Annotated in this window: 11 protein-coding genes; 9 read left to right on the top strand and 2 right to left on the bottom strand. The window is 71.4% G+C overall.

The window, feature by feature from the left end; genetic code table 11:
• Positions 1 to 86 precede the first annotated feature (86 nt).
• Both GQQ95_RS09510 and GQQ95_RS09505 read left to right on the top strand, forming a co-directional pair.
• Entirely contained in the window at positions 87 to 590 is a 504-nt protein-coding gene (locus GQQ95_RS09510) for a hypothetical protein (protein WP_157427425.1), read from the top strand.
• Between the two features lie 55 nt (positions 591 to 645).
• Positions 646 to 1,776 (top strand): DUF418 domain-containing protein, encoded by a 1,131-nt coding sequence (locus GQQ95_RS09505; RefSeq protein WP_157427424.1) that lies wholly within the window; start codon positions 646 to 648, stop codon positions 1,774 to 1,776.
• Here GQQ95_RS09505 and GQQ95_RS09500 read toward each other — a convergent pair.
• Positions 1,712 to 2,191 carry a VanZ family protein gene (locus GQQ95_RS09500; protein ID WP_246205343.1) on the bottom strand — a complete coding sequence of 160 codons (480 nt, stop codon included), beginning with the start codon at positions 2,189 to 2,191 and terminating at the stop codon, positions 1,712 to 1,714. The two genes, GQQ95_RS09505 and GQQ95_RS09500, sit on opposite strands and share 65 nt — an antisense overlap.
• Before the next feature lie 77 nt (positions 2,192 to 2,268).
• On the opposite strand from GQQ95_RS09500, the gene galU reads away from it, so the two are divergent.
• The 4 genes from galU (at position 2,269) to GQQ95_RS09480 (ending at position 6,094) form a co-directional block, all read left to right on the top strand.
• Entirely contained in the window at positions 2,269 to 3,162 is an 894-nt protein-coding gene (gene galU, locus GQQ95_RS09495; RefSeq protein ID WP_157427423.1) for a UTP--glucose-1-phosphate uridylyltransferase GalU, read from the top strand.
• A gap of 65 nt (positions 3,163 to 3,227) precedes the next feature.
• The gene (locus tag GQQ95_RS09490; protein WP_157427458.1) at positions 3,228 to 4,058 is read left to right on the top strand and encodes an HAD-IIB family hydrolase; all 831 of its coding nucleotides are present in this window, start codon (positions 3,228 to 3,230) and stop codon (positions 4,056 to 4,058) included.
• 120 nt (positions 4,059 to 4,178) lie between these two features.
• The gene (locus GQQ95_RS09485) at positions 4,179 to 5,081 is read left to right on the top strand and encodes a hypothetical protein (protein ID WP_157427422.1); all 903 of its coding nucleotides are present in this window, start codon (positions 4,179 to 4,181) and stop codon (positions 5,079 to 5,081) included.
• Positions 5,082 to 5,152: 71 nt separating this feature from the next.
• Positions 5,153 to 6,094 (top strand): nitroreductase family protein, encoded by a 942-nt coding sequence (locus GQQ95_RS09480; RefSeq protein ID WP_157427421.1) that lies wholly within the window; start codon positions 5,153 to 5,155, stop codon positions 6,092 to 6,094.
• A gap of 72 nt (positions 6,095 to 6,166) precedes the next feature.
• On the opposite strand, the gene GQQ95_RS09475 is transcribed toward GQQ95_RS09480, so the two are convergent.
• The gene (locus GQQ95_RS09475; protein WP_157427420.1) at positions 6,167 to 7,483 is read right to left on the bottom strand and encodes a UDP-glucose dehydrogenase family protein; all 1,317 of its coding nucleotides are present in this window, start codon (positions 7,481 to 7,483) and stop codon (positions 6,167 to 6,169) included.
• A gap of 220 nt (positions 7,484 to 7,703) precedes the next feature.
• Here GQQ95_RS09475 and GQQ95_RS09470 point away from each other — a divergent pair, with 220 nt between their 5' ends.
• From GQQ95_RS09470 to GQQ95_RS09460, 3 genes are read left to right on the top strand one after another with little or no spacing between them, the layout of a single operon-like run.
• Entirely contained in the window at positions 7,704 to 8,762 is a 1,059-nt protein-coding gene (locus tag GQQ95_RS09470) for a glycosyltransferase (RefSeq protein ID WP_170297030.1), read from the top strand.
• Positions 8,759 to 10,402 (top strand): lipopolysaccharide biosynthesis protein, encoded by a 1,644-nt coding sequence (locus GQQ95_RS09465; protein WP_212275373.1) that lies wholly within the window; start codon positions 8,759 to 8,761, stop codon positions 10,400 to 10,402. The genes GQQ95_RS09470 and GQQ95_RS09465 overlap by 4 nt, the downstream gene beginning before the upstream one ends.
• Before the next feature lie 8 nt (positions 10,403 to 10,410).
• Positions 10,411 to 11,706 carry a polysaccharide pyruvyl transferase family protein gene (locus GQQ95_RS09460; RefSeq protein ID WP_212275371.1) on the top strand — a complete coding sequence of 432 codons (1,296 nt, stop codon included), beginning with the start codon at positions 10,411 to 10,413 and terminating at the stop codon, positions 11,704 to 11,706.
• Positions 11,707 to 11,708 lie beyond the last annotated feature (2 nt).

Raw genomic sequence — 11,708 nt, 5'->3', positions numbered from 1 at the left:
CGTTTCTTCGGAAGGGCGACACCTCCGGGGGACTTCCGAAATGCGTCCCTTGGTGTTCATGAAGCACTACGAGGGGTAACGCCATCATGATCCGAAAGATCCTCGCAACCGTCGCCGTCGCCGCGGCAGCGCTGTTCGCCGTTCCGGGGGCCGCGAATGCGGAACCTGCCGGGTACGTCGGCCAGGGCACCGATGTCACGCTCACCGTCGGGGAGGTGGGAACGATGACGTTCAGCGGCCTCACGGCGAGCACGCCGTCGACGGCCACCGCGGACGACCTCGTGACGCTCGGCGTGCTCAAGGCGTCGACCGCCTCGAGACCGACGGATGCCACGGGTACGGTGTCGTACCAGGTCTCGTCGAACACGCCCGGAACCTACACGATCACGGCGACCGCGGGCGACTCGGTCGCGACCGGCACGCTCACGGTCGTACCGGCCGACACGGCAGGCGGCACCGCAACGGGCATCGCCGACACCGGCTACGACATGCCGGTGCTCTGGCTCTGGATCGGTGGTGGAGCTCTCCTGCTGGGCGCCGCGCTGATCGTCGTGCTCACCACCGTTCGCCGCGCACGCAACCAGTCCTGATCACCATGGAGCGTCGGACCGCGACGCCCCTTCGAACGCGGTGACGACACCTCGAATGCCCGGATCAGCTGATCCGGGCATTCGGCGTGCCGCCGCATCGCGGGCGCCCAGCCGCGTCGTCGGCGTCGACATCGCGCGCGGCCTCGCGCTCATCGGCATGTTCGTCGCGCACGTCGCGCCGATGGTGCCCGATGAGGGGGTCGCCGCGCTCATGGCGGTGGCCGACGAGCGCCCGCGCCTGCTCTTCGCCCTGACGGCCGGCATCGGGCTGGGCCTGCTCTCGGGCGGCATCCGACCGACCGCCGATCCGCGCGGGCGCCGCCGACTGCGCGGACAGGTCGCGATCCGGGCGATCATCCTCATCGCGTTGGGGGTGCTGATCGCGGCGACGCTGCATCCGCTCGTCTTCATCATCCTCGACGTCTACGGGGTGGCGTTCCTGCTGATGCTGCCGCTGCTCTTCCTGCCGCCGCGGGTGGCGCTCGGGCTCGGCATCGGCCTGCTCGCGGTCATGCCCGCGCTCGCCGCGATGGCCTCGACGACCGAGTTCGTCGAGCAGGCGCGCCTCACGCCGCTGCGGTTCCTCTCCGACTGGGTCGTGAGCGGCGCGTATCCCGCCGTCATCTGGGTCCCGGTCATGCTGATCGGCGTCGCGCTCGCGCGCCTCGACCTCGAGTCGCGGGTGACGGTCACCGTGACGGGCCTCGTCGGCGCGGCGGCGGCCTTCATCGCACTGCCCCTGGCGTCGCTCCTACCGCCGCCGACGATGGTCGCGGAGGCCTCGTGGGCAGTGCCGCTCCGCGCCTCGCTCGAGACCTTCGGCAACACGGGCGTGGGGGCCGCCGTCGTCGCAGTGCTGCTCGCGCTCACCCTGTTCGCGGCCGCGGGCGTGCGCCGCGCGACCGTCGCCGTGACCTCGCCGATCGCCGCCATGGGCGGCATGCCGCTGACGATCTACACCCTGCACCTCGTCGTCATCTCGCTCGCGAAGCGCACCGAGCCGGGCACGGGTGCGGTGACGGATGACTCGTGGCCGCTGCTCGTCGGCCTCGTCGTCGGGTCCATGCTCTTCGCCTGGCTCTGGCGCCGCTTCATCGGCCGCGGGCCGCTCGAGTGGCTGCTCAGGTGGGCGAGCGGACGGGCTCGGGCCGACTCACGACCTGCGCCCGAGCAGCCCGCCGCCTGACGACGGCGGCCACCACGAGGTATCCGATCACCGTGCCGAGGGTGTTCGCGATGACGTCGGACACCGTCGGGTACCGCGACGGGATCGTGAACTGCACGAGCTCGATGACGACGCTCGTCGCGCAGCCGAGGGCGATGACGGCGAGCGGGCGCAGCCGCGGGAAGGCCAGGGGGGCGAGCACGCCGAACGGGACGAAGAGCACGATGTTCGCCGTGAACTCGAGCACGACGTAGGCCGCCTGGACCGGCACGTCCGTCAGGTCGCCGACGACACGCGCCGCCCAGCCGAGCACGCCCGTGACCTGACCGGCCTGCGATGCGGGCAGGAACACGATGAGCGCGAGCACGACGAGATAGGCGGCGAACAGCCAGCGCACCGCGAGCACGACGCGCGGCGGCATCCGTTTCACCATCATGCAGTCAGGGTACGTGACGTACGAGATCGTCCCACGTTCGTCATCCCCGCTTCACACAGGACGGATACGGTCACCGCATGGGGAGAACAACGATGAAAGCCGTGATTCCGGCCGCAGGCCTCGGAACCCGATTCCTGCCTGCCACCAAGGCCATGCCGAAGGAGATGCTGCCGGTCGTCGACAAGCCGGCCATCCAGTACGTCGTCGAGGAGGCGGTGAGCGCGGGCATCGATGACATCCTCGTCATCATCGGCCGCAACAAGAACGCCCTGGCCAACCACTTCGACCGCGTCACCGAGCTCGAGCACACGCTCGAGGCGAAGGGCGACGCGTCCAAGCTCGAGCGGGTCATGCACTCCAGCAGCCTGGCCGACATCCACTTCGTGCGGCAGGGCGATCCGCGGGGGCTCGGGCACGCCGTGCTCCGGGCGAAGAAGCACGTCGGCAATGAGACCTTCGCCGTCCTGCTCGGCGACGACCTGATCGACGACCGCGACCCGCTGCTCACCAAGATGATCGACGAGAGCACCGAGCGGGCGGCGACCGTCATCGCGCTCATGGAGGTCGAGCCCGACCAGATCCACATGTACGGTGCAGCGGCGGTCGAGCCCACCGACGATCCCGACGTCGTCCGGGTCACCGGCCTGGTCGAGAAGCCGGCGGCGGCGGATGCCCCGTCGAACCTCGCGATCATCGGCCGCTACGTGCTGCGCCCCGAGATCTTCGACGTCCTCGAGGAGACGCCGCCGGGCAAGGGCGACGAGATCCAGCTGACCGACGCGCTGCAGGTGCTCGCCGCCGACGAGCAGATCGCGGGCGGCGTCTACGGCGTCGTGTTCCGCGGTCGCCGCTACGACACGGGCGACCGGCTCGACTACATCAAGTCCGTGCTGCTGCTCGCGCTCGACCGCGACGACCTCGGCCCCGACCTCGCGGCCTGGCTGAAGCCGCTCGCCGCCGGCCTGCCGTGACCGAGGCGGTCGAGGTGACGCGGCCGGTGCGGGCGACGGATGCCGCGGGCCTGGATGCACCGGGCCTGGATGCGCCGGGCCGGGCGGATGCCGCGAGCCGGCCGACGCCCGGCACGGCGCCGCGGCTCGTGGCGTTCGACCTCGACGACACGCTCGCGCCGTCGAAGAGCCGCGTCGAGCCCGAGATGGCCGCCGCGCTCGTGCGGCTGCTCGGGCATGCCGACGTGTGCATCATCTCGGGCGGGCACTTCTCGCAGTTCCAGGGCCAGGTGGTCGAGGCGCTCGAGGGCCTCGACGCGGACCTCGACCGGCTGCACCTCATGCCCACCTGTGGCACGAGGTACCTCCGGCACGAGGACGGGGCCTGGCGCGAGGTCTACGCCGAGGACCTCACCGACGACGAGGCCGCACGGGCCACCGATTCGCTCGAGCGCCGGTCGGCCGAACTCGGGTTCGCCGAGGGCGACACGTGGGGGCCGCGCATCGAGCACCGCGGATCGCAGGTGACGTTCTCGGCGCTCGGACAGGCGGCGCCGGTCGACGTCAAGCAGCGCTGGGACCCCACCGGGTCGAAGAAGTCGGCGCTCCAGGAGGTCGTGCAGTCCGACCTGCCCGACCTCGAGGTGCGCTCGGGCGGCTCGACCTCGATCGACATCACCCGCAAGGGCGTCGACAAGGCCTACGGCGTCCGCCGCCTCATCGAGGCGACCGGCATCCCGGCGGCCGACATGCTCTTCGTCGGCGACCGCCTCGACCCCGCCGGCAACGACTTCCCGGTGATCGCGACCGGGGTGCCGTGCGTCGCCGTGGAGGGCTGGCCCGACACGCTGGTCGTCATCGAACGGCTGGTCGGTGGCCCCGTCGAAGGCCGCGCTGCGGGCCCGGCGGCGGAATGAAGATCGTGTTAACTCTGGCGACCGCCCGGCTCCGGCCGGCGACGGCGGAGGTACGTTCCAAGGAACGGGGGCACGAAGACGTCGTCGGCCCTCGGCTCGAGCGAGGGAGATGGACAACGCGTGCACACTGAAGATTCCACCACTGGGCATGATGGCGTTCGTCGTCGAACGATCATCATCGGCGCCGCCGCCGGCCTCGTGACCGCTGCCGCCTCCGCGGCCGCGCCCGCCATCGCGGCACCCACCTATTCCCCGATCCCGAAGCTGCCCTACGAGGTCTCGCGCCTCGACACCCAGGTCACCAGCATCGGCAAGAAGAAGTACGAGGCCATCGACGTCGTCTACGCCGGCGATCGCCTCCGCCTGTTCGTGCCGCACGCCTCGCCGCCCAAGGCCTCCGTGGGCGTGCTCTGGTACTACCACTCGAACGGGAGCGACTACACGTCGCTCACCAACGTCTACAAGTGGAGCGCCATGATGGCCGTCGACGCGGGCGCCGTGTGCATCTGCGCCAATTACGGCGGAAGCCTCTGGACCTCGCAGCCCTCGCTGACGGCGCAGGCCAGCGCGACGAAGTACATGAGCAACGTGTGGCGGATCGCCGTCAGCTTCATGCGCGCGAACTCCGGCGGCGGGCCGCTCATGAGCTACGCGTACGGCACCCGGATGGTCCCCGCGGTGCGGGGCATGTACCTCGCCAGCGCCGCGTACGACATGGAGGACCTGTACGACCGCGACCCCGTGCGCATCCCGCCGGTGTACGGCTACAACCGTGATCTCGCGGTCGCCACCAACCCCGCGCGGCTGCCCCAGTCGTCGTGGGCCGGTACGCGCATCCGCACCGTGGTGTCGATGTCGGATCCCCTCGTGCCGCCGCTCCAGCACACGCTCGCGCTGGTCGAGAAGGCGAAGCCGGTGGCGCGGGAGACCAGCGTCGAGTACCACGACGGCGGGCACCGGGTGCCCGACTGGACGAGCACCGACATGATCCAGACGTTCCGGCGGTGGCTCGCCGAGGGCTAGCCGACCGCCAGCGACCTCGTCGCGATCACGAGATCACGACGACCGGACCGATACACGAGAAGGGGAGGCTCATGTTCGACACGATCAAGAAGCCCTTGCGCGGACCCGTGCGCCGCGCCAAGCGGGGCTGGCTGATGTACTCGGAGTTCCTGCGGGACTACCGCAGGTACCGCGATTCGGCGGCACCGTCGGATGACGCCGTGACCGACGTCGTCTCGGGGGTGAACCTCGAGGCGCAGCTGACGAAGGACTACCACCGCGTCGAGAAGGGCCTGAGCCTCAGGCAGCCGAAGCAGCCCTTCGGGGCCGCGGTCGAGAAGCGCCTCGCGATGCTCATCCCCGTGGCCGGCGCCCAGGCGGCCGAAGCGCCGTACCTCCGGTTCGCCGAGGACGCCAAGGGTGCCCTCGGCAACTGGAACGGCGGCGGAGCCGTCGACGACGAGGTGAGCCCGCAGGCCATGCCCGCGCCGCTCTTCGGCGCCGTCGAGATGGACCGCTTCTTCGCCACCAGGCACAGCGTGCGCGACTTCGACGAGACGCGTCCCGTCGAGCCAGCGACGATCGAGGAGGCCGTGCGCCTCACGACCTACACGCCCTCCGTCTGCAACCGGCAGGCCGGCCGCGTGCACGCCTTCAGCGGCGCCGCCGACTCGGCGCGCATCCTCGTGCACCAGAACGGCAACGCCGGGTTCCGCGACCAGGTGCGCTCCGTCCTCGTCGTCACCGTCGAGCGCGGGCTCTTCGCCGGCGCGACCGAGCGCAACCAGCGCTGGGTCGACGGCGGCCTGTTCGCCATGACGCTCGTGTGGGCGCTGCACGGCCTCGGCGTGAGCTCGTGCATGCTCAACTGGTCGATGACGAACGCCCAGTCCGATGCGCTGCGCCGTGAGGCCGGCATCCCCGACAGCGAAGACATCATCTGCATGATCGCGATCGGGTACGCCCCCGAGCAGGGCTTCCGCGTCGCGCGCTCGCCGCGTCGGCCGGTCGGCCAGGTGCTCACCACGCACTGACCGCGACCCCGAACGAAGCGGATGCCGCGGGCGAACCATCGCCCGCGGCATCCGCCGTTGTGGTGCCGGGGGTCAGGGGCGGCCGAGGCCCTTGTAGGTCCAGCCCGCGGCGCGCCAGGCCTTCGGGTCGAGGCAGTTGCGGCCGTCGATGATCGTGCGGGTGCCGACGAGGGCGCCCGCCCACTCGGGGTCGAGGTGGCGGTACTCGTTCCACTCGGTGACGAGCACGACGAGGTCGGCGCCGCCGAGCACGGTCTCGAGGTCGTCGCTGAACTCGAGCTGCGGATGCAGCCGCCTCGAGTTCTCGATCGCCTCGGGGTCGATCGCCACGACGTCGGCGCCGAGGCCCCGCAGGCGCACCGCGACGTCGATGGCGGGGGAGTCGCGGATGTCGTCGGAGAAGGGCTTGAACGCGAGCCCGAGCACGGCGACCTTCTTGCCGAGCACCTCGCCGCCGAGCGCGTCGACGGCCAGGTCGACGACCCGCTGGCGCCGCCGCAGGTTGATCGCGTCGACCTCCTTGAGGAAGGCGACGGACTCGCCGCGCCCGATCTCCTCGGCACGCGCCGTGAACGCCCGGATGTCCTTCGGCAGGCAGCCGCCGCCGAAGCCCACGCCGGCGCCCAGGAACCGGCGCCCGATGCGCACGTCGAGCCCGATGGCGTCGGCCAGCTGCGTGACGTCGGCGCCCGTGACCTCGGCGATCTCGGCCATCGCGTTGATGAACGAGATCTTCGTCGCGAGGAAGGCGTTGGCCGAGACCTTGACGAGCTCGGCGGTCGCGTAGTCGGTGACGATGAGCGGCGTCTCGGCCTCGAGCGCGGTGGCGTAGACCTCCGACAGCATGGCCTCCGCGGTCGCCGCGGCCTCGGCGTCGACGGGCACCCCGTAGACGAGCCGGTCGGGGCTGATGGTGTCCTTGACGGCGAAGCCCTCGCGGAGGAACTCGGGGTTCCACGCGAGCATCGCGCCCGTGCCGCTCTCGTCGATCTGCGCCGCGAGGCGTTCGGCCGTGCCGACCGGCACCGTCGACTTGCCGACGATGAGGTCGCCGGCCGTCACGTGCTCGAGCAGGCCCTCGACCGCGGCGTTCACGTACGTCAGGTCGGCCGAGTACGAGCCCTTGAGCTGCGGCGTGCCGACCGCCACGAAGTGCACCGAGGCGCCCGCGACATCCGCCATGTCCGTCGAGAAGGTGAGCCGTCCGGAGGCGACCGCGGAGCGGAGCAGCTCGGGGAGGCCGGGCTCGAAGAACGGCGCCTCGCCCGCCGCGAGACGGGCGATCTTCGCGGCATCCACGTCGATGCCGACCACCTCGTGGCCGAGTTCCGCCATGCTCGCCGCATGGACCGCACCGAGGTAACCGCATCCGATCACTGAGATTCGCACATCGCCGCCTTTCATCATGGTGGGCCGGTGAATGGAACGCCCACCGGCCCTGCCCCAGTTCTAGCAGAGGCCCGCGAAGGGTTGTTTCCCACCGGTTACATCTCGGTGTCGTTCAGGCGAACCCTCTCCGGGCGGCCGGGCATCGCGGCTAATGTCGTGCTCAGGTTCACCGTCGTTCCCTGGTTCCCGCTCAACTGCTGACTCTTGGGGGTGTCGCGCTGTGCCGATCTCCGTCGACTCCACGACCGAAGGCCGCTCGTCCGGCGAGCTCCACGCCGGAGCCCGCGAGCTCACCGTGCTGCACTCGCTGCATCCGCCCGACGGCACGACGCAGTTCGTCGACCAGATGGTCGACGGGGCGCCCGACCACGTGCGCATCGAGTTCTTCTCGTGGCGTACGGCGCTCACCGGACGGTACGACGTGTTCCACGTGCACTGGCCGGAGCTGCTCATCCGCCGGCGCAGCCGCGTGCGGAGCTTCCTGCTGCGGCGTGCGCTCGACGCGCTCCTGCTCCGGCTGCGCCTCCAGCGAATCCCGCTCGTCTGGACGGCGCACAACATGGAGCCGCACGAGCAGGGCTCGGCCGGCGAACGCCGCTCGCTCGCCCGGTTCACCAGGGCGATCGACCTCGTCGTGCGACTGAACCCGACGACCGTGCCGCCCCACGGGGCCGCCGTCATCACCGTGCTGCACGGCCACTACCGGTCGACGCTCTCGGCGTACCCCGCCGCCGCGATCGAGCCGGGCCGGCTGCTCTACTTCGGCATCATCCGCCCCTACAAGGGCGTCCCGCACCTCATCGACTGCTTCACCGGGCTGCCCGACCGCGACCTCTCGCTGCGCATCGTCGGCAAGCCGCACGCAGGGCAGGGCGAGCTCATCGAGGCCGCGACCCGTGCCGACGACCGCGTGACGGCCAGGCTCGAGTTCGTCGACGACGACGTCGTGGTCGAGGAGGTGACCCGCTCCGAGCTCGTGGTGCTGCCGTACCGCGAGCAGATGCACAACTCGGGCGTGCTCCTCGCCGCGCTCTCGCTCGGCCGCCCGGTGCTCGTGCCCGCGTCGCCCACCAACCAGGCACTCGCCGACGAGGTCGGCGAGCAGTGGATCATCCAGTACGAGGGCGACCTCGACCCCGCGAAGCTCCTCGACGGACTCGCCGCGGCCCGGCGCATCCCCGCGGGCGTCGAGCCCGAGCTCGGCCTGCGCGACTGGGACCACATCGGCCGGCAGCTCTTCGGCGGGTACGTGCAGGCGATCGATCGGCTCCGGGCATGACCGAGGGCGCCGCCGCGTCGCGGAGCCTCGGCGCGAACGCCTCGCGCGGGGCCCTCGTCACGATGGGCGGGCAGGGCGTGCGCCTCGCGATCCAGCTCGCGGCGATCGTCGTGCTCGCGAGGCTGCTGACGCCCGCCGACTACGGACTCATCGCCATGGTCACCGCGATCATCGGCATCGGCGAGATCTTCCGCGACTTCGGCCTGTCGAGCGCCGCGATCCAGGCGAAGTCCGTGAGCCGCCAGCAGAAGGACAACCTCTTCTGGCTGAACACCGGCATCGGGCTCGTGCTCACCGGGCTCGCCTGCGCGCTGTCGGGCGTGGTCGCCTCGATCTACGGCGACGAGCGCCTCCAGATGCTCACGATCGTGCTCTCGGCGACCTTCCTCCTGAACGGCATCTCGACCCAGTTCCGCGCCGACCTCACCCGGAAGCTCCTGTTCGTCCGGCTCGCCCTGGTCGACAGCGTGGCGCAGGCCGTGGGGTTCGTCGCCGGCGTCGCCTTCGCGCTGCTCGGCTTCGGCTACTGGGCGCTCGCCGCGCAGCAGCTCGCCATCAGCCTGATCGCGCTCGTCATGCTGCTCGTGCTCACCGGCTGGTTCCCCGGCTGGATGCACCGGCGCACCCCGATGCGCGAGTTCCTCGGCTTCGGGGCGAACCTGCTCGGCTCCCAGCTGCTCGGCTACGCCGCGGCGAACGTCGACTCGGTCGTCATCGGATCCCGGTTCGGCGCGACCGCGCTCGGCTTCTACAACCGCGCCTTCCAGCTCATGATGCTGCCGCTCACGCAGCTGAACGCGCCCTCGACGCGCGTCGCGCTGCCCGTGCTGTCGCGCCTGCAGGACCAGCGGGAGCGGTTCAACGCGTTCATCTCCTTCGGGCAGTCCATCCTCCTGATGGCCGTGAGCTTCACGTTCGCGTTCCTCGGCGCGCAGGCGTCGTCCGTCGTGGAACTCGCGCTCGGGCGCCAGTGGCTCGAGGTCGTGCCGCTGTTCCAGGTGCTGCTCGTCGCCGGCTTCTTCCAGGCCTCGAGCTACGCCGTGTACTGGGTCATGCTCTCCAAAGGCCTCGCTAGGGCGAACCTCCACTACGCGCTCGCGACCCGGCCGGCGATGATCGTGCTCATCATCCTCGGCGCGAACTGGGGCGTCGGCGGCGTCGCCGTGGCCTACACCGCGTCGATCGTGCTCATCTGGCCCGTCGGCCTGCTCTGGATCGCCCGGGTCTCCGACGCGCCCGCGAAGGCGATGTTCCTGAACGGCGTGCGCATGCTGCTCGTCTTCGGATTCGGCGCCGGGGTCTCGTGGGCGTCGACCCTCGCCCTGCCCGCCGACGCGATCGTCCTGCGCCTCGTCGTCGGGCTCTCGTCGCTGCTCGGGTGGGTCGTGCTCATCGCGCTCATCTGGCCGAGGTTCCGGGTGGACCTCGTGACCCTCGCCCAGGCGCGGCGGCACTTCGGCCGCCGTGCGGCGTCCGCCGACCCTGCCGCATCCGCCGACCCTGCCGCATCCGCCGACCCTGCGGCACCCACTGAACCCGACGCATCCGCCGGCCCTGCGGCATCCGCCGACCCCGTGACATCCGCGACTCGGGCCGATGCCGACGCGTCGGAGCCCGTCGCCGCGCGCGAACCGTCCTAGGAGGAACCATGATCGATCGAACCATCCGCCGCCTCCGCCGTGTCCTGCGCGAGGCCTACCTCACGAGCGGCGTGCCGTCCAGGATCGACCACGCCCGCATCGTGCGGACCGCTCGCGCCGGGCGCCGGGCGGATGCCCCCGCCGATGGCGAGCACGTCCTGCTCGCCGCGCCGGGCGGCGGCAACATCGGAGACCAGGCCATGTTCGAGGCCTTCCTGGAGGGCACCGGCGGACCGGTCGCCGTCATCGTGAGGTCGGCCTCCGAGGTCGCGGTGCCCGACGCGCATGCCGGGCGGGTGCGGGTGCTCGAGCTGCCCGACCTCGTCTACGGCGCCCGCGGCGCGCATGCGGCCGACGTCGCCAGGTTCGGCGAGCTGCTGCGCACGGCCGCGAGCCTCTCGGTCGTCGGCGCCGACATCATGGACGGGCGGTACGTGCTCCGTCCGTCGGTGCGGCGGTCCGCGCTCGCCGGGGCCGCTGCGGCAGCGGGGGTGGACTCGCGCATCCTCGGCTTCAGCTGGAACGGCCAGGCCCGCGTCGCGGCCCGCCGCGCCCTCGTCAAGGCCAGCCGCCACGGCGCCGTCCCCATGCTCCGCGACCCGATCTCGGCCGAACGCGCAGCGCGCGACGGCGTCGTCGGCATCAGCGAGGTCGCCGACATCGTCTTCTCGGCGACGACCTCCGACCGCTCGCTCCTCGACGGGCTCGGCGAACTCGGCCGGCCGTTCGCGATCGTGAACGTCAGCGGGCTCATCGGCGGCCAGGTCGACCAGGGCGCGGAGTACGTGCGCATCATCCGACACCTCGTCGACCGCGGCCTCGAGGTCGTCGTCCTGCCGCACGTCTCCCGGCCCGACGCCGACGACCTGGCCGCCTGCGAGGCCGTCGTCGCCCGGCTCGACGGCACGCCCGTCCGATTCATCCGCACGCTCGGCACGCCGGCCTCGATCCGCGGTCTCGCCGACGGGGCCTCGGTCGTCGTGACCGGACGCATGCACCTGGCCATCATGTCGATCTGGAGCGGCAAGCCGGCGATCACGCTCGCCACGCAGGGCAAGGTCGAGGGGCTCATGCGGCTCCTCGGCACCCCCGCCCTCTGCGTCGAGCCCAAGGCCGGGTTCGGCGAGGAGGTCGTGCGGGTGATCGACGAGGTCCTGCCCGACGACTCGCCCGTGCGCTCGGCGATCGCCGCTGCCCTCCCGCACGTGAAGGACCTCGCCCGCCTCAACCTGGCCGGGCTCGCGCCGGCGGCGGACGCGGTCGCGGTCACCGACGGCGATGCCGTCGACGTGGCGGTGGCCTGAGC

It is taken from the genome of Agromyces salentinus, from assembly GCF_009749395.1.
Classification (GTDB): Bacteria; Actinomycetota; Actinomycetes; order Actinomycetales; family Microbacteriaceae; genus Agromyces; species Agromyces salentinus.
The sequence above is the reverse complement of the archived record's forward strand: the minus strand, read 5'-3'. Positions and strand labels throughout refer to the sequence as shown.